Origin of the sequence: Escherichia sp. TW09308 (assembly GCF_000208565.1) — a bacterium.
Classification (GTDB): domain Bacteria; phylum Pseudomonadota; class Gammaproteobacteria; order Enterobacterales; family Enterobacteriaceae; genus Escherichia; species Escherichia marmotae.
Genome location: NZ_AEME01000001.1, coordinates 2,235,388 through 2,258,804, shown reverse-complemented (window position 1 = coordinate 2,258,804; position 23,417 = coordinate 2,235,388). Strand labels below are relative to the sequence as shown.

General features: G+C 49.7%; 23 protein-coding genes. 11 read left to right on the top strand and 12 right to left on the bottom strand.

Going from position 1 to position 23,417, the window contains the following annotated elements:
• The first annotated feature begins 151 nt into the window (after positions 1–151).
• The 3 genes from acnB (at position 152) to yacL (ending at position 4,174) form a co-directional block, all read left to right on the top strand.
• Positions 152–2,749, top strand: a complete 2,598-nt coding sequence (gene acnB, locus ESM_RS0110835) for a bifunctional aconitate hydratase 2/2-methylisocitrate dehydratase (protein ID WP_010378080.1) — start codon at positions 152–154, stop codon at positions 2,747–2,749.
• A 506-nt stretch (positions 2,750–3,255) separates the two neighbouring features.
• Positions 3,256–3,588: a hypothetical protein gene (locus ESM_RS0110830; protein WP_000708862.1), complete on the top strand. Its 333-nt coding sequence runs from the start codon at positions 3,256–3,258 to the stop codon at positions 3,586–3,588.
• 223 nt (positions 3,589–3,811) lie between these two features.
• Positions 3,812–4,174 carry a protein YacL gene (yacL, locus tag ESM_RS0110825; protein ID WP_001517750.1) on the top strand — a complete coding sequence of 121 codons (363 nt, stop codon included), beginning with the start codon at positions 3,812–3,814 and terminating at the stop codon, positions 4,172–4,174.
• A gap of 37 nt (positions 4,175–4,211) precedes the next feature.
• Here yacL and speD read toward each other — a convergent pair whose 3' ends face one another.
• The 3 genes from speD to ESM_RS0110810 form a co-directional block, all read right to left on the bottom strand.
• Positions 4,212–5,006 carry an adenosylmethionine decarboxylase gene (gene speD / locus ESM_RS0110820; RefSeq protein WP_000734282.1) on the bottom strand — a complete coding sequence of 265 codons (795 nt, stop codon included), beginning with the start codon at positions 5,004–5,006 and terminating at the stop codon, positions 4,212–4,214.
• Between the two features lie 15 nt (positions 5,007–5,021).
• A complete protein-coding gene (gene speE, locus ESM_RS0110815) occupies positions 5,022–5,888 on the bottom strand; it encodes a polyamine aminopropyltransferase (RefSeq protein ID WP_000818362.1) in 867 nt (288 codons plus the stop codon).
• Between the two features lie 105 nt (positions 5,889–5,993).
• Positions 5,994–6,341 carry a YacC family pilotin-like protein gene (locus ESM_RS0110810; protein ID WP_000846616.1) on the bottom strand — a complete coding sequence of 116 codons (348 nt, stop codon included), beginning with the start codon at positions 6,339–6,341 and terminating at the stop codon, positions 5,994–5,996.
• A 165-nt stretch (positions 6,342–6,506) separates the two neighbouring features.
• Between ESM_RS0110810 and cueO the strand changes: the two genes are divergently transcribed.
• Complete coding sequence (cueO, locus tag ESM_RS0110805) at positions 6,507–8,075, top strand: multicopper oxidase CueO (RefSeq protein ID WP_001189586.1); 1,569 nt, start codon at positions 6,507–6,509, stop codon at positions 8,073–8,075.
• A gap of 46 nt (positions 8,076–8,121) precedes the next feature.
• Here the strand turns inward: cueO and gcd are convergent, their stop codons facing one another.
• Positions 8,122–10,512, bottom strand: a complete 2,391-nt coding sequence (gene gcd / locus ESM_RS0110800; protein ID WP_001517753.1) for a quinoprotein glucose dehydrogenase — start codon at positions 10,510–10,512, stop codon at positions 8,122–8,124.
• Between the two features lie 205 nt (positions 10,513–10,717).
• Here gcd and hpt point away from each other — a divergent pair, with 205 nt between their 5' ends.
• On the top strand, positions 10,718–11,254 hold the full coding sequence (gene hpt / locus ESM_RS0110795; protein WP_000683336.1) for a hypoxanthine phosphoribosyltransferase: 537 nt from the start codon (positions 10,718–10,720) through the stop codon (positions 11,252–11,254).
• A gap of 40 nt (positions 11,255–11,294) precedes the next feature.
• Here hpt and can read toward each other — a convergent pair whose 3' ends face one another.
• Entirely contained in the window at positions 11,295–11,957 is a 663-nt protein-coding gene (gene can, locus ESM_RS0110790; RefSeq protein WP_000651596.1) for a carbonate dehydratase, read from the bottom strand.
• A 108-nt stretch (positions 11,958–12,065) separates the two neighbouring features.
• Here can and ESM_RS0110785 point away from each other — a divergent pair, with 108 nt between their 5' ends.
• The 4 genes from ESM_RS0110785 to ESM_RS0110770 all read left to right on the top strand — a co-directional run bounded on the left by ESM_RS0110785 (position 12,066) and on the right by ESM_RS0110770 (position 15,587).
• Entirely contained in the window at positions 12,066–12,992 is a 927-nt protein-coding gene (locus tag ESM_RS0110785; RefSeq protein ID WP_000150640.1) for an ABC transporter ATP-binding protein, read from the top strand.
• Positions 12,989–13,759, top strand: coding sequence for an ABC transporter permease (locus ESM_RS0110780; protein ID WP_000972195.1), 771 nt, complete (start codon positions 12,989–12,991; stop codon positions 13,757–13,759). The genes ESM_RS0110785 and ESM_RS0110780 overlap by 4 nt, the downstream gene beginning before the upstream one ends.
• A gap of 104 nt (positions 13,760–13,863) precedes the next feature.
• The gene (locus tag ESM_RS0110775) at positions 13,864–14,304 is read left to right on the top strand and encodes a PTS sugar transporter subunit IIA (protein ID WP_000901999.1); all 441 of its coding nucleotides are present in this window, start codon (positions 13,864–13,866) and stop codon (positions 14,302–14,304) included.
• A 56-nt stretch (positions 14,305–14,360) separates the two neighbouring features.
• Positions 14,361–15,587 (top strand): polysaccharide deacetylase family protein, encoded by a 1,227-nt coding sequence (locus ESM_RS0110770; protein ID WP_000591612.1) that lies wholly within the window; start codon positions 14,361–14,363, stop codon positions 15,585–15,587.
• 3 nt (positions 15,588–15,590) lie between these two features.
• On the opposite strand, the gene panD is transcribed toward ESM_RS0110770, so the two are convergent.
• Positions 15,591–15,971 (bottom strand): aspartate 1-decarboxylase, encoded by a 381-nt coding sequence (gene panD / locus ESM_RS0110765; RefSeq protein ID WP_000621515.1) that lies wholly within the window; start codon positions 15,969–15,971, stop codon positions 15,591–15,593.
• Between the two features lie 273 nt (positions 15,972–16,244).
• On the opposite strand from panD, the gene rpnC reads away from it, so the two are divergent.
• Both rpnC and ESM_RS0110755 read left to right on the top strand, forming a co-directional pair.
• Positions 16,245–17,141: a recombination-promoting nuclease RpnC gene (gene rpnC / locus ESM_RS0110760; protein ID WP_000339936.1), complete on the top strand. Its 897-nt coding sequence runs from the start codon at positions 16,245–16,247 to the stop codon at positions 17,139–17,141.
• A gap of 68 nt (positions 17,142–17,209) precedes the next feature.
• Positions 17,210–17,479 carry a hypothetical protein gene (locus ESM_RS0110755; RefSeq protein WP_000351997.1) on the top strand — a complete coding sequence of 90 codons (270 nt, stop codon included), beginning with the start codon at positions 17,210–17,212 and terminating at the stop codon, positions 17,477–17,479.
• A 70-nt stretch (positions 17,480–17,549) separates the two neighbouring features.
• Here the strand turns inward: ESM_RS0110755 and panC are convergent, their stop codons facing one another.
• The 6 genes from panC to ESM_RS0110725 all read right to left on the bottom strand — a co-directional run bounded on the left by panC (position 17,550) and on the right by ESM_RS0110725 (position 23,405).
• Entirely contained in the window at positions 17,550–18,401 is an 852-nt protein-coding gene (gene panC, locus ESM_RS0110750; RefSeq protein ID WP_000905373.1) for a pantoate--beta-alanine ligase, read from the bottom strand.
• Positions 18,402–18,412: 11 nt separating this feature from the next.
• Complete coding sequence (gene panB, locus ESM_RS0110745; RefSeq protein ID WP_000805500.1) at positions 18,413–19,207, bottom strand: 3-methyl-2-oxobutanoate hydroxymethyltransferase; 795 nt, start codon at positions 19,205–19,207, stop codon at positions 18,413–18,415.
• A 272-nt stretch (positions 19,208–19,479) separates the two neighbouring features.
• Entirely contained in the window at positions 19,480–20,727 is a 1,248-nt protein-coding gene (locus tag ESM_RS0110740) for a fimbrial-like adhesin (RefSeq protein ID WP_077627678.1), read from the bottom strand.
• A gap of 190 nt (positions 20,728–20,917) precedes the next feature.
• Positions 20,918–22,183, bottom strand: a complete 1,266-nt coding sequence (locus tag ESM_RS0110735) for a fimbrial protein (protein WP_105282363.1) — start codon at positions 22,181–22,183, stop codon at positions 20,918–20,920.
• Between the two features lie 33 nt (positions 22,184–22,216).
• The gene (locus tag ESM_RS0110730; RefSeq protein ID WP_010378059.1) at positions 22,217–22,795 is read right to left on the bottom strand and encodes a fimbrial-like protein; all 579 of its coding nucleotides are present in this window, start codon (positions 22,793–22,795) and stop codon (positions 22,217–22,219) included.
• A 31-nt stretch (positions 22,796–22,826) separates the two neighbouring features.
• Positions 22,827–23,405, bottom strand: a complete 579-nt coding sequence (locus tag ESM_RS0110725) for a fimbrial protein (RefSeq protein ID WP_000753931.1) — start codon at positions 23,403–23,405, stop codon at positions 22,827–22,829.
• Between the last annotated feature and the right edge of the window lie 12 nt (positions 23,406–23,417).

The window sequence follows — 23,417 nt, the reverse complement described above, 5'->3', positions numbered from 1 at the left end:
GTTGCTTTTTTGTAAACAGATTAACACATCGTCAAAATCCTGCTATTCTGCCCGTTGCGGTACTGGGCATTTACCCTACAAACTGCTGTCTCACAGGAGCGTGAAGAGAATCGCCTGCCGCACTATGACAATGAGAGCGAGGAGAACCGTCGTGCTAGAAGAATACCGTAAGCACGTAGCTGAGCGTGCCGCTGAGGGGATTGTGCCCAAACCCCTGGATGCAAACCAAATGGCCGCGCTCGTAGAGCTGCTGAAAAACCCGCCCGCGGGCGAAGAAGAATTCCTGTTAGATCTGTTAACCAACCGTGTTCCCCCTGGCGTCGATGAAGCAGCCTATGTAAAAGCAGGCTTCCTGGCCGCCGTCGCAAAAGGTGAAGCCAAATCTCCGCTGCTGACTCCGGAAAAAGCCATTGAACTGCTGGGCACCATGCAGGGTGGTTACAACATTCATCCGCTGATCGACGCGCTGGACGATGCCAAACTGGCACCGATCGCTGCTAAAGCACTGTCCCACACGCTGCTGATGTTCGATAACTTCTATGACGTAGAAGAGAAAGCCAAAGCAGGTAACAAATACGCGAAGCAGGTTATGCAGTCCTGGGCGGATGCTGAATGGTTCCTGAATCGCCCGGCACTGGCTGAAAAACTGACCGTTACCGTCTTCAAGGTCACCGGCGAAACCAACACCGATGACCTCTCTCCGGCACCGGATGCGTGGTCACGCCCGGATATCCCGCTGCACGCGCTGGCGATGCTGAAAAACGCCCGCGAAGGGATCGAGCCAGATCAACCCGGTGTTGTTGGCCCGATCAAGCAGATCGAAGCCCTGCAACAGAAAGGTTTCCCGCTGGCTTATGTGGGTGACGTTGTGGGTACGGGGTCTTCGCGTAAATCCGCCACTAACTCTGTACTGTGGTTTATGGGCGACGATATTCCACATGTGCCGAACAAACGCGGCGGCGGTCTGTGTCTCGGCGGCAAAATTGCGCCAATCTTCTTTAACACGATGGAAGATGCCGGTGCGCTGCCAATTGAAGTGGACGTTTCCAACCTGAATATGGGCGACGTGATTGACGTTTACCCGTACAAAGGTGAAGTGCGTAACCACGAAACCGGTGAACTGCTGGCGACCTTTGAACTAAAAACCGACGTACTGATTGATGAAGTGCGGGCGGGCGGTCGTATTCCACTGATTATCGGTCGCGGTCTGACCACCAAAGCGCGTGAAGCGCTCGGTCTGCCGCAGAGCGATGTGTTCCGTCAGGCGAAAGATGTCGCTGAAAGCGATCGTGGCTTCTCGCTGGCACAGAAAATGGTGGGTCGCGCCTGTGGCGTGAAAGGCATTCGTCCGGGCGCTTACTGCGAACCGAAAATGACGTCTGTCGGCTCTCAGGACACTACCGGCCCAATGACCCGTGATGAACTGAAAGACCTGGCGTGCCTGGGCTTCTCGGCTGACCTGGTGATGCAGTCTTTCTGTCATACAGCGGCGTATCCGAAGCCGGTTGACGTTAACACGCACCATACGCTGCCTGACTTCATTATGAACCGTGGCGGTGTGTCGCTGCGCCCAGGTGATGGCGTAATCCACTCCTGGTTGAACCGTATGCTGCTGCCGGATACCGTGGGCACCGGTGGTGACTCCCATACCCGTTTCCCGATCGGTATCTCCTTCCCGGCAGGTTCTGGTCTGGTCGCGTTTGCTGCGGCGACTGGCGTCATGCCGCTGGATATGCCGGAATCCGTTCTGGTGCGTTTTAAAGGCAAAATGCAGCCGGGCATCACCCTGCGCGATCTGGTACACGCGATCCCGCTGTACGCAATCAAGCAAGGTCTGCTGACCGTTGAGAAGAAAGGTAAGAAAAACATCTTCTCTGGTCGCATTCTGGAAATTGAAGGCCTGCCGGATCTGAAAGTTGAGCAGGCATTTGAGTTGACCGATGCTTCCGCTGAACGTTCCGCTGCGGGCTGTACCATCAAGCTGAACAAAGAGCCGATCATCGAATACCTGAACTCCAACATTGTCCTGCTGAAGTGGATGATCGCGGAAGGTTACGGCGATCGTCGTACCCTGGAACGTCGTATTCAGGGCATGGAAAAATGGTTGGCGGATCCTGAGCTGCTGGAAGCCGATGCTGATGCCGAATACGCGGCAGTGATCGACATCGATCTGGCAGATATCAAAGAGCCAATCCTCTGTGCACCGAACGATCCGGACGACGCACGTCCGCTGTCAGCGGTTCAGGGCGAGAAGATCGACGAAGTGTTTATCGGTTCTTGCATGACCAACATCGGTCACTTCCGTGCAGCAGGTAAACTGCTGGATGCGCATAAAGGCCAGTTGCCGACCCGCCTGTGGGTAGCACCGCCAACCCGGATGGACGCCGCGCAACTGACAGAAGAAGGCTACTACAGCGTCTTCGGTAAGAGCGGCGCGCGTATCGAGATCCCGGGCTGTTCACTGTGCATGGGTAACCAGGCGCGTGTGGCGGACGGCGCGACGGTGGTTTCCACCTCTACCCGTAACTTCCCGAACCGTCTGGGTACTGGCGCGAACGTCTTCCTGGCTTCTGCGGAACTGGCAGCCGTTGCAGCGCTTCTTGGCAAACTGCCAACGCCGGAAGAGTACCAGACCTACGTTGCGCAGGTAGATAAAACAGCCGTTGATACTTACCGTTATCTGAACTTCAACCAGCTTTCTCAGTACACCGAAAAAGCGGATGGGGTGATTTTCCAGACTGCGGTTTAAGGTAGTAGCCTGTTGTGAAAAGCCACTTCTTTTGGGAAGTGGCTAAGACTGATGATAAACGCAACATTGCCTGATGCGCTGCGCTTATCAGGCCTACAACGTTTCTGCAATTTATTGAATTTGCACTATTTTGTAGGCCGGATAAGGCGTTTACGCCGCATCCGGCAAGAACAAAGCGCACTTTGTCAGCAATCTGAGCCACTTCTTTTGGGGAGTGGCTTTTTTTTGCCGGAATATCTGACGGGCAACTCAATAACGTTAATTCTCAGAACCCGCACTCTTTTCCTTAATGATAGTGTTTCCCTGCATGTAAGAGAGCGATTATCATAATAATGTCGTTATCATTTTAGTGAATTATATTTTTATGTTTTAAATGAATATGTTCGCTAAAAAATCAATCGATTTCAATTCTGATAGGCGAAATAAGATATTGATAGTGTTTATCTTATTTGGTTTTCTGCTGGTTATTACAGGGTGAAGTTTTTCACTTAATGGAGATAAAGTGAATGAAAAAAGCGTTTATTATAATTATCTTTTTTCTACTATGCGGCAACGCTTTTGCCGCGACAGCAAAATTACAATATTTGTTTGTCGCAAATGGTGGATTAGTGGGTTTTTATGAGGACGGTAATGTCAGGGGATGCGCACAGTGTGAGCCGATGAAAGAAAACCTTTTAACCATGAGCACTGAATCTCCTATATCACACTGGAAGCGAAATGCTGATGTGATAACAACCACCGACGCAGAGGGAAGTAGCGATCTTCAACTTTATGATAATGGCAAGATTACGGATGACTGGTGGATTTTTGATTATAAAACAATTCACCCTCTTTATTAATCTATGTTTTGTGCGCAGAGTAGCACTGGATTGTCTTCTTCCCTGGTAAGAAGATGTCTGTCGAAAATGACAAAAATTCTGGCCATGGTGGTTGGAACGCTTTTTTCACTATTTTTATCTCTAAACCATCGTCGTTCCGCTGTTTTTCTCTGGTAAGGCTGCGATAATTACATCAATGGCGCAATGCGATTTCGGCGCATTGCCGGGAGCAGAGGAACACACTATGGATTACGAATTTCTGCGCGATATTACCGGAGTGGTAAAGGTGCGCATGTCCATGGGGCATGAAGTGGTCGGGCACTGGTTTAATGAAGAGGTGAAAGAAAACCTGGCCTTGCTTGATGAAGTGGAACAAGCCGCGCGCACATTAAAAGGTAGCGAACGTTCCTGGCAGCGGGCAGGGCACGAATACACCCTGTGGATGGATGGCGAGGAGGTGATGATCCGCGCCAATCAACTGGAATTTGCGGGTGACGAAATGGAAGAAGGGATGAACTACTACGACGAAGAAAGCCTGTCGCTGTGCGGCGTTGAGGATTTTCTTCAGGTGGTGGCGGCGTACCGCAATTTCGTACAGCAGAAGTAGGTAAATCTGGCGGAGCCTTCGTGCTCCGCCAGAGCCGTTAAACGGCAGGCATATTACGCCCGTAATAAATTTCGCGCATTTCTTTCCATAGCGCAGCGGTAATCTCTTTGCGCTCGCTGTCGGTTAAATCTTCCGGTTTGGTGTGGAACATGTAGTGCTTAAGGTCGAACTCTTTAAGCAACATCTTGGTATGGAAGATATTTTCCTGATAGACGTTTACATCCACCATGTCATACAGCGCCTTTATATCTTCAGACATAAAGTTCTGAATCGAATTAATCTCATGGTCGATAAAGTGCTTCATACCGTTAATATCGCGGGTAAAACCGCGCACGCGATAATCAATGGTCACGATATCGGATTCAAGCTGGTGGATCAGGTAATTCAACGCCTTCAGCGGGGAAATCACGCCGCAGGTAGAGACTTCTATGTCGGCGCGGAAAGTACATAAACCGCCTTCAGGATGGCTTTCCGGGTAGGTATGGACGCAAATATGACTTTTATCGAGATGCGCAACCACGGCTTCTGGCAGCGGCCCGGGGTGTTCCGTTTTGTCGATAAGTTTCGGGTCGACAGGTTCTTCGCTCACCAGAATAGTGACGCTGGCACCTTGTGGTTCGTAATCCTGGCGGGCGATGTTAAGAATATTGGCCCCGATAATGGAACAAGTTTCTGACAGGATTTCGGTCAGACGGTTGGCATTATAGAGTTCATCGATATAAGCGATATAACCGTCGCGCTCTTCGGCGGTTTTGGCGTAGCAGATATCGTAAATACAAAAACTCAGACTTTTGGTCAGATTATTAAAGCCATGCAGTTTCAGTTTTTTCAATTTCTTATCTTCTCCTTAGGACGCCTGTGAAGCCAGTGCGTCTTGCAGATACTGGGGTAAGGCAAACGCTGCCGTGTGGATTGCCGGGTTGTAATAACGGCATTTCAGGCCAGAGGCGAGAAAACGTGCCTGAATAATTTCGGTAGAGAGATGGCGTAAGGCGTCGTTATCTGTCGCCCATGCAAAGGTCATGATGCCGCCGTAATAGGTCGGGATTGCCGCCTGATAAAAGCCAACATCGCTGAAGTAATGGCTGAGTTTGCGATGGCTGTCGATGGCTTCTTCCTGCTGTAAAAAGCAGACGCCGTTTTGCGCGACAAAAATACCGCCAGGATTCAGGCAGCGTTTGCAGCCTTCATAAAATGCTGAGGTGAACAGGCTTTCGCCGGGACCGATGGGATCGGTGCAGTCGGAGATGATGACATCAAAGGTCTGGCTGGTTTGATTCACGAAATTGACGCCATCGTCGATCACCAGTTTAAAACGGGGATCGTCGTAGCTACCGGCGTTATGGTTAGGCAGATACTGACGGCAGAAAGACACTACGCCCGCGTCGATTTCCACCATCGTGATTGACTCAACGTTTTTATGTCGGCTTACTTCACGTAACATCGCGCCGTCGCCGCCGCCAATGATTAACACGTGTTTAGCGTGACCGTGAGCCAGCAGCGGAACGTGGGTCATCATCTCATGATAGATAAATTCGTCGCGCTCGGTGGTCTGTACTACGCCATCCAGCGCCATTACGCGACCAAATGCGGCGTTCTCAAAAATGATCAGATCCTGGTGATCGGTCTTTTCATGATACAGAACGTTATCTACAGCAAAGTACTGCCCAAACTGGTCGTGTAGCGTTTCATGCCACAGTTTTTTTTCGGCCATGGGTTGATACCTCCTTTGTTAACACCCGTAAAAAAAGGGCGCAACATAATAGCTAACATTGACCGCGGATGCACGGTCAATGTTTCTACAAAAAGGTATCAGGAATTATTTTACGTAGGCAAGCAGGCTTAAGGAATCGCGGGCCAGGGCTTTACACTTTTTAGCGACGGGAATGCCGATACCGCTCAGATCGCGGTAGCTATCTTCACCGAGGGCTTTCATGTCGAAGTTGTCGTAGTTGCTGAGATCCCACTGGTTTTGCTGGGCAAAAAAGACCAGTGCGCGACGAATCTGCCCGTTAGGCAAGTTCTGGTAACCGCAATCGTTCTTCAGAAAAACAAAAACTGCCGTTAAATCGGCCATATCTTCGGCTTCAGACTCGCTGAGCGCGTAACTGTTTGCGCATACAGCCATCAGGCTGCCGAATAATACTGTTCTGAAAAACGTCTTCATTGCTTCTACCAGGGGCTTAAAGAAGATAAACGTTAGCACACTGCGAGCGAGGCGACGACCATTATTGTGGATTAAGTTGTGTCTGTGGCTTGACCTTCCCGTAAGGGGAAGGACTATGCTCAACGTTTGATTTTGTTTCGCCTGCTTGAGAATAAGGAAATATCTATGCAACGTCGTGATTTCTTAAAATATTCCGTCGCGTTGGGCGTGGCTTCTGCTTTACCACTATGGAGCCGCGCGGTTTTTGCTGCTGAACGCCCAACATTACCGATCCCTGATTTGCTCGCTACCGATGCCCGTAATCGCATTCAGTTGACCATTGGCACAGGCCAGTCCACCTTTGCTGGAAAAACGGCGACCACCTGGGGCTATAACGGCAATTTATTGGGGCCTGCGGTGAAGTTACAGCGTGGAAAAGCCGTGACGGTTGATATCTATAACCAACTGGCGGAAGAGACGACGTTGCACTGGCACGGTCTGGAAGTGCCGGGGGAAGTGGACGGCGGCCCGCAGGGAATTATTCCGCCTGGCGGTAAACGCACAGTGACGCTGAATGTCGATCAGCCTGCCGCTACCTGCTGGTTCCACCCGCATCAACATGGCAAAACCGGGCGTCAGGTGGCGATGGGGCTGGCTGGGCTGGTGGTGATTGAGGACGATGAGATCCTGAAATTAATGCTGCCAAAACAGTGGGGGATCGATGATGTCCCGGTGATTGTTCAGGATAAAAAATTTAACGCCGACGGGCAGATTGATTATCAACTCGATGTGATGACCGCCGCCGTGGGCTGGTTTGGCGATACGTTGCTGACCAACGGCGCTATTTACCCGCAACATGCCGCGCCGCGTGGCTGGTTGCGGCTGCGTTTGCTCAATGGCTGTAACGCCCGCTCGCTCAATTTTGCCACCAGTGACAATCGCCCGCTGTATGTGATCGCCAGCGATGGTGGCCTGTTGCCTGAACCGGTGAAGGTGAGTGAACTTCCGGTGCTGATGGGCGAGCGTTTTGAAGTGCTGGTGGAGGTTAACGACAACAAACCGTTTGATCTGGTGACACTGCCTGTCAGCCAGATGGGAATGGCGATTGCACCGTTTGACAAGCCGCACCCGGTAATGCGTATTCAGCCGATTGCCATTAGTGCCTCTGGTGCTTTGCCGGATACCTTGAGTAGCCTGCCAGCGTTACCTTCGCTGGACGGATTAACGATACGCAAACTGCAACTCTCTATGGATCCGATGCTCGATATGATGGGGATGCAGATGTTAATGGAGAAATATGGCGATCAGGCAATGAGCGGAATGAACCACAGCCAGATGATGGGCCACATGGGCCACATGGGCCACATGGGCCACGGCAATATGAATCATATGAACCACGGCGGGAAGTTCGATTTTCACCATGCTAATAAAATCAACGGTCAGGCCTTCGATATGAACAAGCCGATGTTTGCGGCGGCGAAAGGGAAGTTCGAACGTTGGATTATCTCTGGCGTTGGCGACATGATGTTGCATCCGTTCCATATTCACGGCACCCAGTTCCGTATCTTGTCGGAAAATGGCCAACCACCAGCGGTGCATCGCGCGGGCTGGAAAGATACTGTGAAGGTGGAAGGTAATGTCAGTGAGGTGCTGGTGAAGTTTAATCACGATGCACCGAAAGAACATGCTTATATGGCGCACTGCCATCTGCTGGAGCATGAAGATACGGGGATGATGTTAGGGTTTACAGTGTAAAAACAGCGTCTTCGGGAATATGCCCGGATCTCTCCGGGCATTATGGTTACTTCACATCATCCGGTAGCGCATAAGCCACAATATAGTCGCCCATCTTCGTACCAAATGAACCGTGACCGCCTGCGGAGATCACCACATATTGCTTACCATTCACTTCATAGGTCATCGGCGTTGCCTGACCACCTGCTGGTAAACGGCCCTGCCACAATTTTTCACCGTTGCTCATGTTGTAAGCGCGCAAGTAGTTATCTGCCGTAGCGGCAATAAACAACACGTTGCCCGCAGTGGAGATTGGCCCGCCGAGCATTGGCATCCCCATATTGAACGGCACCGGAACGGGCATCGGGAACGGCATACTGTCCTGCGGCGTACCAATACGTTTCTTCCATACCACTTCATTGGTTTTCAGATCCAGCGCCGAGATGTATCCCCAGGCAGGCTGTTTACACGGCAGACCAAACGGCGAAAGGAACGGGTTGAGCGTTACGCCATACGGCACGCCATATTGCGGCTGAATGCCGGATTCCGTACCTGTGCCTTTGGCATCTTTTGGCTGTTCCATCGGGTTACCCGGGCCACGCGGGATCAGTTTCGACACAAACGGTAGCGCCATTGGGTTGGCAATTGCCACTTCACGATTCGGATCAACGGAAATCCCGCCCCATTCGAACATTCCCAGGTTACCTGGGAAGACCAGAGTACCCTGTTCTGATGGTGGGGTGAAAATGCCTTCATAGCGCATTTGGTGGAACATCACGCGGCACACCAGTTGGTCAAACATGGTGGCACCCCACATATCCGCACCGCTCAAATCTTTCGTCGGACGGAAGCTGAGTTCAGAGAACGGTTGGGTAGGAGTAACGTAATCGCCTTTCGCTGCGCCTTGTGGAACCGGTTTTTCCGGAGCCGGAACGACCAGTTCGCCATTACGACGATCGAGTACAAAAATGTTGCCAGTTTTTGCAGGAGCGTAAATGACCGGCACTTTTTCACCGTTAACGGTGATATCCGCCAGCGTTGGTTGTGCCGGAAGATCCATATCCCACAGGTCGTGGTGAACGGTCTGGTAACTCCACGCCAGTTTCCCGGTGGTGGCATTCAGTGCCAGAATCGAGCTGGCATAACGTTCCTGTTCCGGTGTGCGGTTACCGCCCCAGATATCGGGCGTGGTTACGCCCATCGGCAGATACACCAGATCCAGCTTCGCATCATAGGCCGCAGGTGCCCACGAGTTTGGCGAGTTAAAGGTAAAGGTGTGTTCGTCTGATGGGATGGCGTTCGGATCTTTCGCGCCCGGATCAAAAGCCCACAGCAGTTCACCGGTGTTGACATCAAAACCACGGATTACGCCAGACGTTTCGCGGGTTGAGAAGTTATCGGTGACTGAACCGGCCATCACGATGGTTTTATCGGTGATAATCGGCGGCGACGTCGGTTCATACAGACCCGGTTTGGTATCCGGCATGTTGCTTTGCAGGTTGAGCACGCCTTTATTGGCGAAGGTTTCGCACAGCTTGCCGTTTTCAGCGTTAATTGCAATCAGGCGACCATCATTCACAGGAAGAATGATACGACGCGGGCAATCCGCCATCACTTCCGGCGAAGCAGTTTCTGCTTTGGCTTCATGGTAAGAGACGCCACGGCAGGTTACATGCTGGAAAGACTCGTTGGTTTTCAGCTCAGGATCGTAATGCCATTTCTCTTTGCCGCTGGCGGCATCGAGCGCAAACAGACGCTGGTGAGCGGTACACAGGTAAAGCGTGTCGCCTACTTTAATCGGCGTCACTTCATTGGTGATTTCGCCCGGATCGTTCGGCTGTTTCACATCGCCTGTGCGGAACACCCAGGCTTCTTTCAGCTTGTGGACGTTATCGGCGTTAATCTGCTTCAGTGGTGAATAGCGTTGACCTTCCTGATTGCGGCCATAGGCAGGCCAGTCCTGATCGGCAACGGGGGAGATAGCTTCGGCAGGTGTGGCATCAGCGCTTAAGGTGCCGTTGATTTCCTGCGGATCGTGAAATCCGGCCCAGGTGAGGATACCACCGCTAATCAACAGTGCGACCACCAGTGCGGCAACTGCGCCGCTGGCAGGAATGACCAGGCGATGCCAGACAAACGGCAGGATCAGCCAGATACCGAAGAAGACCAGGATATCGCTGCGCGGAGTGAGTGCCCAGAAATCGAAACCGACCTCCCAGACGCCCCAAATCATGGTGCCGAGCAGCAGAGCGGCGTACAGCCAAAGTGCTGCGCGTTTACTGCGCCACAACATCCAGGCGACGCCAAGCATCACCAGACCAGCGATGGGGTAGTACCAGGAGCCGCCAATCGCGACCAACCAGCCTCCGCCAATGAGAAGATATAGCCCGCAGAGTGCTGCAAAAAGGGCGGTTAGCGACACGAGTAAGCGTCGCGAGCCGGTATTGTTAATTGCCATAAAGAAACACCATTTCAATTCATTAATATTTTAGTAGCAATTAATTATAGGTTTTAACATGTGTGATCGTCATCACAATTTGAGCTTTATTAACAGATTCCGCCAATGAATAGTTTTGCTGGTATACTGCGTGTCTTGCGCTTTGTTGCGGCGCTGAAACCCGCCCGTGCGAAGTGATTTGTTTTTAAATCATATGGTTAGAGATATGAAACATACTGTAGAAGTAATGATCCCCGAAGCGGAGATTAAAGCGCGTATCGCTGAACTGGGTCGTCAGATTACTGAGCGTTACAAAGACAGCGGCAGCGATATGGTGCTGGTAGGCCTGCTGCGTGGCTCATTTATGTTTATGGCGGACCTGTGCCGTGAAGTTCAGGTATCTCATGAAGTCGATTTTATGACCGCCTCCAGCTACGGTAGCGGCATGTCCACCACCCGTGATGTGAAAATCCTCAAAGATCTGGATGAAGATATCCGCGGCAAGGATGTGCTGATTGTTGAAGATATCATCGACTCGGGTAATACACTGTCGAAAGTGCGTGAAATCTTAAGCCTGCGCGAACCGAAATCGTTGGCGATTTGTACGCTGCTGGATAAACCGTCTCGCCGTGAAGTGAACGTACCGGTAGAATTTATCGGTTTCTCTATTCCGGATGAGTTTGTGGTTGGCTACGGCATCGATTACGCACAGCGTTACCGTCATCTGCCGTATATCGGCAAAGTGGTGCTGCTGGACGAGTAAGTGCGGATGTGCCGGATGTGTTGCATCCGGCATGGCGAATTTATTTGTGGTTGATGTGCTTTAGCTTGAGGTTGGAAATCCCGTGGCGATAACGTTGCTCCAGGGTTTCGCGGTTGGTGGCTGTAACATCCAGATCGCGCAGCAAGCCGTCGTGAATGCCGTAAGCCCAGCCGTGGATGGTCACTTTCTGCCCGCGTTTCCATGCTGACTGCATAATGGTAGAGTGGCCCAGGTTATATACCTGTTCCATTACGTTCAGTTCGCACAGGGTATCCAGACGGCGCTCTGGCGGCATTTCGCCAAGCAATGAGCTATGTTTGAACCAGATATCGCGGATGTGCAGCAGCCAGTTGTTGATCAGCCCCAGTTCCGGGTTTTCAACCGCGGCTTGCACACCACCGCAACCATAGTGGCCACAGATAATAATGTGTTCAACTTCGAGAACATCCACTGCATACTGCACCACGGAGAGGCAGTTGAGATCGGTGTGAATGACCAGGTTGGCAACATTACGGTGAACAAAGAGTTCGCCCGGCTCAAGACCGGTTAAACGTTCTGCAGGAACGCGACTGTCGGAACATCCAATCCATAGAAAGCGCGGTTTTTGCGCTTGTGCCAGTTTCTCAAAAAACCCGGGATCCTCTTCCACCAGCATTTTTGACCATAGTGCATTATTGCTGATGAGTGTATCTATGTCTTTCATGGAGGTTAACGACCTGTAACCAAATAATTACGTTTGGCTAATATAGGGCAACTCCGGGACGATTTAAACCACAGATAAAGTGTAAGAACGTAAGGTAAGTAAAAATTTATGACCATTGCACTGGAACTTCAACAGCTTAAAAAAACCTATCCAGGCGGCGTTCAGGCGCTTCGTGGAATAGATTTACAGGTCGAAGCCGGCGATTTTTATGCGCTTCTGGGGCCGAACGGAGCCGGGAAATCGACCACCATCGGTATTATTAGCTCGCTGGTGAATAAAACCTCCGGGCGGGTCAGCGTATTTGGCTACGATCTTGAAAAAGATGTCGTGAACGCCAAACGCCAGTTAGGACTGGTGCCGCAGGAATTTAACTTCAACCCGTTTGAAACCGTGCAGCAAATTGTGGTGAATCAGGCGGGGTACTACGGTGTAGAGCGCAAAGAAGCGTATATCCGCAGCGAAAAGTATCTTAAGCAGCTTGATTTGTGGGGAAAACGCAACGAACGTGCGCGTATGTTATCTGGTGGGATGAAACGCCGTTTAATGATCGCCCGTGCGTTAATGCATGAACCTAAACTGCTGATTCTGGATGAACCAACGGCAGGCGTGGATATCGAACTTCGCCGCTCAATGTGGGGATTTTTGAAGGATTTAAACGACAAAGGCACCACGATCATTCTCACCACGCACTACCTGGAAGAAGCAGAAATGCTGTGTCGCAATATCGGCATTATTCAGCATGGAGAACTGGTGGAGAACACTTCGATGAAGGCGCTATTGGCGAAGCTGAAATCGGAAACCTTTATTCTCGACCTTGCGCCGAAAAGTCCATTACCGAAGCTCGATGGCTACCAGTATCGGCTGGTGGATACCGCTACGCTTGAAGTTGAAGTGTTGCGCGAGCAGGGGATTAACAGCGTATTCACGCAGCTAAGTGAGCAGGGCGTGCAGGTATTAAGTATGCGTAACAAAGCCAACCGTCTGGAAGAGCTGTTTGTTTCACTGGTTAATGAAAAACAAGGAGATCGCGCATGATGCATCTTTACTGGGTGGCGCTAAAAAGCATCTGGGCGAAAGAGATCCATCGCTTTATGCGTATCTGGATACAAACGCTGGTGCCGCCGGTCATCACCATGACCCTTTATTTTATTATCTTTGGTAACCTGATTGGTTCGCGCATTGGCGATATGCATGGCTTTAGTTATATGCAGTTTATCGTGCCGGGGCTGATCATGATGTCGGTGATCACCAATGCCTACGCTAACGTTGCATCATCATTTTTTGGTGCCAAGTTCCAGCGTAATATTGAAGAATTGCTGGTAGCGCCGGTGCCAACACACGTCATCATTGCCGGATATGTCGGCGGTGGCGTGGCGCGCGGACTGCTTGTTGGCATGCTGGTGACGGCTATTTCGCTATTCTTTGTGCCGTTTCAGGTGCATTCGTGGGTATTTGTTGCTTTAACGCTGGTGCTCACGGCGGTGTTGTTCTCTCTTGCCGGACTGCTGAACGGTGTGTTTGCCAAAACGTTTGATGACATCAGCCTGGTGCCGACCTTTGTGTTAACGCCACTCACTTATTTGGGCGGGGTATTTTACTCCCTGACTTTACTGCCGCCGTTCTGGCAGGGGCTGTCGCACCTGAACCCGATAGTCTATATGATCAGTGGTTTCCGCTACGGCTTCCTCGGCATTAATGATGTGCCGTTGGTTACTACCTTTGGTGTGCTGGTTGTCTTTATTATTGCGTTTTATCTGATCTGCTGGTCGCTGATTCAGCGCGGACGCGGCTTGCGTAGCTAAGTTGATCTCCTCTCCTCCGGATGCGGGGGAGGGGAGTTTTGACGGTTATCACCCTTTATCAACAATGGTCAGGGTAGACTGATTTTCGGCTAAGGAGGAAAGCGATGTTAGGTTGGGTCATTACCTGTCACGACGATCGGGCGCAAGAGATACTGGATGCGCTGGAAAAAAAATATGGCGCACTTATCCAGTGCCGGGCAGTGAATTTTTGGCGTGGTCTTAGTGCCAATATGCTTAGCCGAATGTTATGTGATGCCCTGCATGGGACGGATTCCGGCGATGGCGTGATCTTTTTCACGGATATCGCGGGCGCAGCGCCTTATCGTGTTGCGTCTTTATTAAGCCACAAACATTCCTGTTGCGAAGTGATTTCTGGTATCACGCTACCGTTAATTGAACAGATGATTGCTTGTCGTGAAACAATGTCGAGTGCAGAGTTCCGCAATCGCATTGTCGAACTGGGGGCTCCTGAAGTCAGTAGTCTCTGGCATCAGCAACAAAAAAATCCCCCCTTTGTGCTCAAGCACAATTGGTTCGAGTATTAAATCGCATTCCGATTTTGCTACACTAACGGCGTTGTTTCTCGCCTGGTTGTTTCCTCATGATTAAAAAGTTTATTTTTCTACTGCTGCTGGTTTCATCTGGTGCCGGCGCAGCGCTTCCCATGCGTTATATGCAAACCACTCAGGATGCGGCTATCTGGGGTAAAATTGGCGACAAAACGGTAACTGTTGGTAACATTCGCGCCGGGCAGATTATTTCGGTCATGCCAACCGCAGCCGATTATTATGAATTCAACTTTGGTTTTGGTACGGGATATATTGATAAAGGTCATCTGGAACCGGTACAAGGGCGGCAAAAAGTTGAAGATGGCCTGGGGGATTTGCATAAGCCACTGAGCAACCAAAATCTTATTACCTGGAAAGATACACCGATATATAACGCGCCTGATGCTGGCAGCGCACCATTTGGCGTGCTGGCCGATAATTTGCGTTATCCCATTATTAATAAATTGAAAGATCGCCTGAATCAAACCTGGTATCAAATTCGTATTGGCGAACGTCTGGCCTATATCAGTGCGTTAGATGCGCAGCAGGATAATGGTATTCCTGTATTGACCTACCATCATATTTTACGCGATGAAGAGAATACCCATTTTCGCCATACTTCGACCACAACGTCGGTACGTGCATTCAATAACCAGATGACCTGGTTGCGCGACAGGGGATATACCACGTTAACCTTGTATCAACTGGAAGGATATTTGCATAATTCGATAAATCTTCCAGCTCGCGCGGTTGTGCTGACTTTTGATGATGGCTTAAAATCGGTAAGTCGCTATGCGTATCCTGTTCTGAAACAATATGGTATGAAGGCGACGGCATTTATTATTACCTCGCGTATTAAACGTCACCCACAAAAATGGAATCCGCAGTCATTACAGTTTATGAGTATTTCTGAACTACGTGATGTCAGCGATGTTTTTGATTTCCAGTCACATACCCATTTTTTACATCGGGTTGATGGTTATCGACGACCAATATTACTCAGCCGTAGTGAGCACAATATTCTGTTTGATTTCGAACGCTCACGCCGGGCGCTGACGCAATTTAATCCGCATGTATTGTATCTTTCTTACCCGTTTGGCGGATTTAATGATAAAGCGGTTAAAGCGGCAAATGAAGCCGGGTTTCATCTGGCGGTGACCACCATGAAAGGTAAAGTTAAACCGGGGGATAATCCATTGTTGTTAAAACGGCTTTATATCTTAAGAACGGATTCGCTGGAGACAATGTCGCGGCTGGTGAGTAACCAGCCGCAGGGGTAATACTCAGGCAACCTGTACCGGAATGGCTTTTGCGGTACGTTTCATTTCGTTGTCGCCTTCAAAGTAGGCGACGTTTGGCCGCCAGGTACGGGCTTCTTCATCCGGCATGGTGACGAAGCTGGCGATGATCACAATATCACCGACGCTGGCGCAGTGGGCCGCCGCACCGTTGACAGAAATAATTCTCGAACCGCGTTCTGCCGCGATAGCGTAGGTGGAGAAACGCTTGCCGTTGGTGACATTCCAGATATCGATGGCTTCGTTTTCGAGAATACCTGCTGCGTCAAGAAAATCCTGGTCAATGGCGCAAGAACCTTCATAGTGCAGGTCCGCATGAGTCACTTTCACGCGGTGGAGTTTGCCCTGCAGCATCGTGCGAATCATAACTTCTACCTTTCTACCCTGTCGTTAACGAAGCAGGCGATGCCTGCCTTGAGAAAATTCTCACGCAGTATTGCCCGATTTTTGTTTAGTGTCTACTCATCTGAGGCCATTTACAGCGGGAGTTTGCGTGCCGCGCCGAAGCCCGCTATGCAACTCCTGTAACCGATTGAAATTTCTCTGAACGCTGCTCGGTAAACAATAAAGAGACGGCTGACGACGGTATACATTGACTGGATACTGCCTTCACGCAAGCCAACATGGAAGACAGGGAAGATGGACGCACCAAGTACCACTCCGCATGACGCGGTTTTTAAACAATTTTTAATGCATGCGGAAACGGCCCGCGATTTCCTGGAGATACATTTGCCAGCGGAATTACGCGAGCTGTGTGATCTCGACACGCTGCATCTTGAGTCGGGGAGTTTTATCGAAGAAAGCCTGAAAGGGCATAGCACTGACGTACTCTATTCTGTGCAAATGCTGGGTAATCCCGGCTATCTGCATGTTGTGATTGAACATCAAAGCAAGCCGGACAAAAAAATGGCCTTTCGCATGATGCGCTACTCTATTGCCGCCATGCACCGACATCTGGAAGCGGACCACGATAAGCTGCCGCTGGTGGTGCCGATTCTGTTTTATCAGGGCGAGGCCACGCCTTACCCACTCTCGATGTGCTGGTTTGATATGTTTTACTCACCGGAGCTGGCGCGACGTGTCTATAACAATCCTTTCCCGCTGGTGGATATCACCATCACGCCAGATGATGAAATCATGAAACATCGGCGGATTGCGATTCTCGAACTGCTGCAAAAACATATTCGCCAGCGCGACTTAATGTTATTGCTGGAGCAACTGGTCACGCTGATTGACGAAGGGTACACTAGCGGAAGTCAGTTAGTTGCCATGCAAAACTATATGCTGCAACGCGGTCATACTGAACAAGCGGATTTGTTTTACGGTGTGGTGAGAGACAGGGAAACGGGAGGGGAGTCTATGATGACGCTGGCGCAGTGGTTTGAAGAGAAGGGAATTGAGAAGGGGATTCAGCAGGGAAGACAGGAGGAAAGGCAAGAATTCGCCCAGCGTTTTCTGAGTAAAGGGATGTCTCGGGAAGACGTTGCAGAGATGACGAATTTATCTCTTGCTGAGCTTGATAAGCTAATTAACTAAGTTGCCGACATTATCAGTTATAGCCAGATAATGATTATTATTAACTGACCAGATAATTAAGGGAACCTATGGACATAAAGACACGGAGAGAAACCAGGCAGACGTTGGCGCAGTGGTTTGAAGAGAAGGGATTTCAGAAGGGATTTCAGAAGGGATTTCAGAAGGGATTTCAGAAGGGATTTCAGCAGGGATATAAAGAGGGACTCCAGAAGGTAAGACAGAAGGTAAGACAGGAATTCGCCCTGCGTCTTCTGAGTACAGGAATGCTTCGTGAGGATGTTGCAGAGTTGGCAAATTTACCACTTACAGAGATTGATAAGCTAATTAACCTTAACTAAGTTACCTGTGTTATGACAGATGACGTGGCAATTAATAATTGGCGCTATCAGCCGTAGCGCCAGTTAAGTATTACGCCAGTTCGACCATTTTATTGTCGATCAGGCGAGCATCGCCAAGCCAGGCGGCAATCAGAATCACTGCCCGTTTGCTTTTTTCAGTGACTTCCAGCAACGTGTCGGCATCGCGAATCTGAATATCATCGGCGCGGAAGCCTTTTTCATTCAACTCTTGCCCAGCAATGGCGATAATTTCATCGAGATCCCGCTCTCCAGCCTGCAATTTGTCAGCAATCGAACTTAAAACTTTGTACAGACCTGGTGCAATTTTGCGTTGTTCTGCCGTCAGATAACCGTTACGGGAGCTGAGCGCAAGGCCGTCTTTCGCGCGCATAATCGGCACGCCGACAATCTCAATATCAAAGCCCATATCAGCGACCATTTTGCGGATCAGCGCCAGTTGCTGAAAATCCTTTTCTCCGAAGCAGGCGATGTCTGGCTGGACCAGGTTGAACAGCTTGCTGACGATGGTCGACACGCCACGGAAATGTCCCGGGCGGCTGGCGCCTTCCAGCATAGTGGAAAGGCCGGGAACATCAACATAGGTGTGGGTTTCTGTTCCGTTCGGGTAGATCTCTTTTACCGATGGCGCAAAGACCAAATCCACTTTACGCTTGTTTAACTTCTCGCAATCTTCCTGCAAGGTGCGCGGGTAGCGCGCCAGATCTTCCGGGCGGTCGAACTGCATTGGGTTAACGAAAATGCTAACCACCACCACATCGGCGCGGGCTTTGGCTTCGTCGACCAGTTTCATATGGCCATCATGCAGGTTACCCATAGTGGGCACCAGTGCCACGCGCTTGCCTTCCATACGCAGGCGGCGAATTTGCTGACGCAGCAGCGGCAGGGTTTCGATAATTAACACAACGTCACTCCTTAATGGAAACTGTGTTCTTCGCCCGGATAGACGCCGGACTCCACTTCAGCCATATACTGCCGCACCGCAGCACGGATGTCGCCCGTTTCAGCGAGGAAATTTTTGGCGAATTTAGGAATGTGACCACCGGTAATGCCGAATGCATCGTGCATCACGAGGATCTGTCCGTCAGTGACGTTACCCGCACCAATGCCAATGACGGGGATCGCCAGTGCCTCGGTAATGCGTTTTGCCAGCTCAACGGGTACACACTCCAGTACCAGCAATTGCGCACCTGCGGCTTCTAGTGCTAACGCATCGCTGAGTAATTGGTCGCCAGCCTCATCACCACGCCCCTGCACTTTGTAGCCACCAAAAATATTCACGGACTGTGGCGTTAAGCCTAAGTGACCACATACCGGCACGGCACGTTCTGTCAGCATTTGTACCGTTTCTACCAGCCATGCACCGCCTTCAATTTTGACCATATTGGCTCCGGCACGCATTACCCTGGCCGCGTTTTCAAATGCCTGTTCCGGCGTGGCATAAGCCATAAAGGGGAGATCGGCCAAAAGCAGGCAGTTTGGCGCACCGCGACGCACGGCGGCGGTGTGATAGGCGATATCTTCAACTGTTACGGGAAGGGTGGAATCATGTCCCTGAACGGTCATACCTAGCGAGTCACCTACCAGCATCACGTTAAGGCCTTCGTCAGCAAACAATTTGGCGAAGCTGTAGTCGTAAGCGGTAATGGTCGCGAAGCGTTTTTTTTCCTGCTTGTATTTTTGAAGCTGCGAAATAGTCGTCGGTTTCATAACGTATCCTGATGGCTAAAGTGCAATTATTGGCATTCTAGCAGCCATATCGGGTGGGGCAATCATTTCGGTACGCTCATATCACCAGTTAACTGATGATATGACTTGAGACTGATGACGAACGCAAAATTGCCTGATGCGCTACGCTTATCAGGCTCATATGGTGTGTCACAATTTATTGAATTTTTTCACGATTTCATAGGCTGGATAAAGTGTCCGCGTCACATCCGGCGTGTAACAACGAACGCTTTTCCAGCAATCTGGCCTGTCTATCAAGGATAAGTTATCTGGAATCTGCTGGTGGCCTCGAAAGCGCCTCCCTTGATAGCTTCGTTTCCGTCTTGTTGCAATGTTGCCTGAAACTCAAGTACCTGCGTTGTTCCCTGGCCTTTGCCTGGGTAGATGCCACCTGAAGTATCGATTTCATCTTCATAAGCTTTATACACAGAGGTTCCTACGTTAGGTTCGAGAACCATTTTTTCACTCACACGGTTTTTTAACCCTTCGATCAGAACACCGACGCCTTCTGCGGCATTGGAACCAGTCAACGTATTAGTGATTAATTTTTTGTTTTGCACCCCAATGTTTCCAGAGGACATTTTGGTTTCAATATTTTGCACACGAATACAGTTTTGTAGGGATATTTGAAAAGGTACTGGAGTTGCACCATTTTTGATCTGACCGGTTGTATAGCTGCCAAGTTCAACAGTCGTTCCATTGACTGTTTTTCCTGTAATCACTGAGGAAAAACAGGTCGGAAGTGATAAGGTCACATTCGCTAAATTGAAGTTAAAATAGATACTCCCACTGTACCCTTGAACCGTTCCCCCCGCATTCTCGGCCTTAAAACTGTAAAGGTAATCGCTGCTGCTGAGTAATGTTATTTTTTGGCTGGCTGTAGGGTTGAATGTCGTATCTGAATAAAATTCAACAGTAAAGTCTTGAACAACGCCACCTATTCTAAAAAATTTTGGAGTAAAACGGCCATCCAGTCGCTCACAGGCTCGTTGCAGATCGGCATCATGGAATCTAAAGTGGAAAGTTTGTGTTGGTGCATCCCCGATAAATATATCCGGAACGTCAGCGGTTGTATTATAAGCTGTCCATATGGTTGATATTTTTAATGTATAATACAGTCCTGGAACGGATGTTTTGAATAATTTATGTCCCCCGTAAATGAGTCCTGAATCAACCATTTTATTTCTTATAGTGATAGGGCCGCCAGTAGCACTGGAATGCGCTGTACAATATACACTGCCACTGTCATGGGTATCCTGATTGGGCCAGCGTAATTGTACCCCAGTCGGACCGAGTTGAGTTGGGTGGTAAAATACCAGGTTATTACTGCTCCCGGAATACTGGAAATCTGCGCGGCCATTTCTTTCCGGCGGTACACCATCAGGCCCCGCACCAACAATAAAATCGACGGTTGCGTTACAGACAGAATTAATAAAGATAAGAATGGTGAAAATAATAAATTGTAGAGTAGTTTTCATACGCACTCCATTGCAGACACTCATTGCATGAGTGTTTGATATTTAGTGATGGTAAAATTTAATCAGCATAATGCTGGTTCCCTTTTGCGTAGCTAGCATCATTTATTAATATGATAGAAATGATATAGAGTTGTGATTTTTTAATTTATCAGTGTAGTTATGTGGTACAAACCGCTTACAGCCAGGCGCAGTGCGCACCTGGCTGTAAGTAAAATCAGGGATAGGTAATAGAGAATGTACCTGTTGCTTCAAATCCACCTGCGGTGATCACCGGGGCAGGTTGATCCTGCACGAAATCGGGAACCAGTTGCGCTTCGAAGTTCAGAGTATGTTCAACCCCAGGGTGCGTCACATCGATGGCATTAACGTCAACCCAACCGTCGGGGTTTGTCGCAGACTCATATTCTGTATAAACGGAATATTGATTGTTAGGATAAAGCTGTTCCGCTTGACCGGTCAGGGAATCGTTCAGGCCGCTAATTTTTACCCCAATTCCTCCGGCGGCATTGTTTGTCTGTTGGTTGCCCAATAGCCTGACGCTGTTCCCGGTTTTTGTGGTGGACAGTTTCGTTTGTATGTCTCCAATACTCACACAGTCTTTTAACGCTATCTGGAACTGACGTTTAGAATTACTGGTCCCGTTACTAATATCCGTGGTTAAAACATTGCCAAAATCGACGGTGTTACCTTTAACATTTGTGCCTGCAACGGTATTGGCATAGCAGGTTGGGGCCGTAATCATCAGGCCATGGGTGCTAAACTCAACTACGAGATAATACCCTTGTCCCTGGGTGCTGCTTCGGATGCTAAAACCGGGGGCATTTGTTGAACCGAAACCACGTGTATCAAGACTGGTGTTCCTGGCAATCTCTGCCCTAAATGAATCGTAGCTGCCAGAACCGCCGCCATTATATATAGCGGCCTTATAATCGCTGCCAAGGTAATAGGTGGTTCTCACCTGGAAAGTGAGTTGTTGATAGCCTGTACATTGTGATGGATCGTCAACATGGCCCGAGAATTCATCTCTATTGCCTCCATCAGCATGGAGGCTGTGTTCTGCTCCTATACCAAATGTTATGCCTGGGCTACTGAAATTAAGGATTTCGACCGACACATAGACGCCTTGTATCGTTGTATTAAATAAGGGCTTGCCATCATACTGTTTGCCTGAATTAATCAGGTTATGGTAAATCTCCGAAGCGGATTGATCGCCACTGGACGCGGCACCAAAATAACAGTAAATCATATTGGTTGTAGAGTTTGATAACACGGATACGCCTAATGGCTTAATCAACCCTGGCGAAGGCTTCCCTGCAGAGGCTGGGTTTGTTCCATGAGGAAAAATACTGAGTATAATATCACCATCACCACCTGGTTTGCCGTAGCTAATACGTGTTCCCGCCCATGTTGAAAATACAGCGCTTGTGCTGATTAATAATACCAGGCTAATTACTGTCTTACTCAGTCTGTTAATAATCATCTGAATCCGCTCTTTATATTTCATTCCATTGAATTAATCGTACCAGGTATCTACCAGTACACTGGTTGCCACTTTCCCGGCAGTAACAGAGGCAATATTATCAATTTTTTGCATTCGGGTATAAAAAGCCCAGGTCGAATTATTCAGACCCTGTGCATTCACCGTGTATGTTGACCGTGAAATACCCGCTGGAGACCAGACGTTAAACATATTGCTGCGATCGTGCGTTGAGAAAATCACCACGCCAACATTTTTGGCACCATTAGCTTCCTCATTCGGAAAAATTTGTCGCGAGCCTGCTGCAAAAGCGCCGCTTTTAGGTTTGAAATCCAGATGCAAATTTGTAGTCCCTGTTGGGGCACTCCCGGAACAGTTATACAAATGGATAAAGAATTCCTGACCCCCTGAAAAATATTGCTCCGCTGTAATGCCTCTGGCGAAGTAACCCAGGCTCACCGTACCTAAATCGACCGTCCCGCTGTTGCTAACGGATACCGTGCAGGTGGTGCTCAGCACTTTTGCGTTAAAGTCGACACTCACATCAGCCAATGTACTGGCACTAAATAGCGCAGCAACAATGATAAGAGTGGTAGATAAACCGTGCTTTTTCATAACGTCCCTTTTACACAGGCTGCGCTGTAAATCACTTATAGGTAATATCAAATACTGCCTGGCTGGAAAACTCACCGGCAGTGACGTCCGCGTCAGCCTTACCGCTATCGCGGATTAGCCGTGCGCTGAGCGGCACGGTCGCGCCACCACCGACCATGGTGACCGGGAACGCGTTGGCGGATTTACACTTCAGTTGTGTACCGCTTTTAGGGGTTGCTGACCCCCAGACCTCAACGGCGACCGCTGCTGCTTTCGGGGTTGCAACGGAGGCGTTGGCAAATGCTTCTCCCGCGCCTGCGCTATCACAGGTTGAACCACTGGCCGGTTTCAATGTGAACTCTGCGCTGGATGTGGCTGCGCAGTTGCTGAGTATCAGATTGAATGATTTTGCTTTGTTTCCGCTGATCACTTCCGGGATGAAAACATCCTGAAAATCAATGTCGGTAACTGTCTTTGAGTTTTCCTGTACTTCGGCGCTACAGGTTCCTGCGGTGACTTTTGTCACGACGGTAAGATCCAGGGAATCCGTGGTGGCATTGGCGGTATTCATCCCAATGCTGAAGCATGCCATGGCGCTGACGACGTAGCAGGCTAAAGTTGTTTTTTTCATTGTGCTACCCCG

Excerpts from the sequence above, each read along its gene's own strand:
- ESM_RS0110725 (WP_000753931.1), bottom strand. The coding sequence starts at position 23,405 with ATGAAAAAAACAACTTTAGCCTGCTACGTCGTCAGCGCCATGGCATGC.
- ESM_RS0110780 (WP_000972195.1), top strand. The coding sequence starts at position 12,989 with ATGATGCATCTTTACTGGGTGGCGCTAAAAAGCATCTGGGCGAAAGAG.
- can (WP_000651596.1), bottom strand. The coding sequence starts at position 11,957 with ATGAAAGACATAGATACACTCATCAGCAATAATGCACTATGGTCAAAA.
- yacL (WP_001517750.1), top strand. The coding sequence starts at position 3,812 with ATGGATTACGAATTTCTGCGCGATATTACCGGAGTGGTAAAGGTGCGC.
- ESM_RS0110770 (WP_000591612.1), top strand. The coding sequence starts at position 14,361 with ATGATTAAAAAGTTTATTTTTCTACTGCTGCTGGTTTCATCTGGTGCC.
- ESM_RS0110830 (WP_000708862.1), top strand. The coding sequence starts at position 3,256 with ATGAAAAAAGCGTTTATTATAATTATCTTTTTTCTACTATGCGGCAAC.
- ESM_RS0110810 (WP_000846616.1), bottom strand. The coding sequence starts at position 6,341 with ATGAAGACGTTTTTCAGAACAGTATTATTCGGCAGCCTGATGGCTGTA.
- speE (WP_000818362.1), bottom strand. The coding sequence starts at position 5,888 with ATGGCCGAAAAAAAACTGTGGCATGAAACGCTACACGACCAGTTTGGG.
- rpnC (WP_000339936.1), top strand. The coding sequence starts at position 16,245 with ATGGACGCACCAAGTACCACTCCGCATGACGCGGTTTTTAAACAATTT.
- hpt (WP_000683336.1), top strand. The coding sequence starts at position 10,718 with ATGAAACATACTGTAGAAGTAATGATCCCCGAAGCGGAGATTAAAGCG.
- panD (WP_000621515.1), bottom strand. The coding sequence starts at position 15,971 with ATGATTCGCACGATGCTGCAGGGCAAACTCCACCGCGTGAAAGTGACT.
- ESM_RS0110740 (WP_077627678.1), bottom strand. The coding sequence starts at position 20,727 with ATGAGTGTCTGCAATGGAGTGCGTATGAAAACTACTCTACAATTTATT.
- gcd (WP_001517753.1), bottom strand. The coding sequence starts at position 10,512 with ATGGCAATTAACAATACCGGCTCGCGACGCTTACTCGTGTCGCTAACC.
- panB (WP_000805500.1), bottom strand. The coding sequence starts at position 19,207 with ATGAAACCGACGACTATTTCGCAGCTTCAAAAATACAAGCAGGAAAAA.
- ESM_RS0110785 (WP_000150640.1), top strand. The coding sequence starts at position 12,066 with ATGACCATTGCACTGGAACTTCAACAGCTTAAAAAAACCTATCCAGGC.
- ESM_RS0110730 (WP_010378059.1), bottom strand. The coding sequence starts at position 22,795 with ATGAAAAAGCACGGTTTATCTACCACTCTTATCATTGTTGCTGCGCTA.
- ESM_RS0110755 (WP_000351997.1), top strand. The coding sequence starts at position 17,210 with ATGGACATAAAGACACGGAGAGAAACCAGGCAGACGTTGGCGCAGTGG.
- ESM_RS0110735 (WP_105282363.1), bottom strand. The coding sequence starts at position 22,183 with ATGATTATTAACAGACTGAGTAAGACAGTAATTAGCCTGGTATTATTA.
- ESM_RS0110775 (WP_000901999.1), top strand. The coding sequence starts at position 13,864 with ATGTTAGGTTGGGTCATTACCTGTCACGACGATCGGGCGCAAGAGATA.
- cueO (WP_001189586.1), top strand. The coding sequence starts at position 6,507 with ATGCAACGTCGTGATTTCTTAAAATATTCCGTCGCGTTGGGCGTGGCT.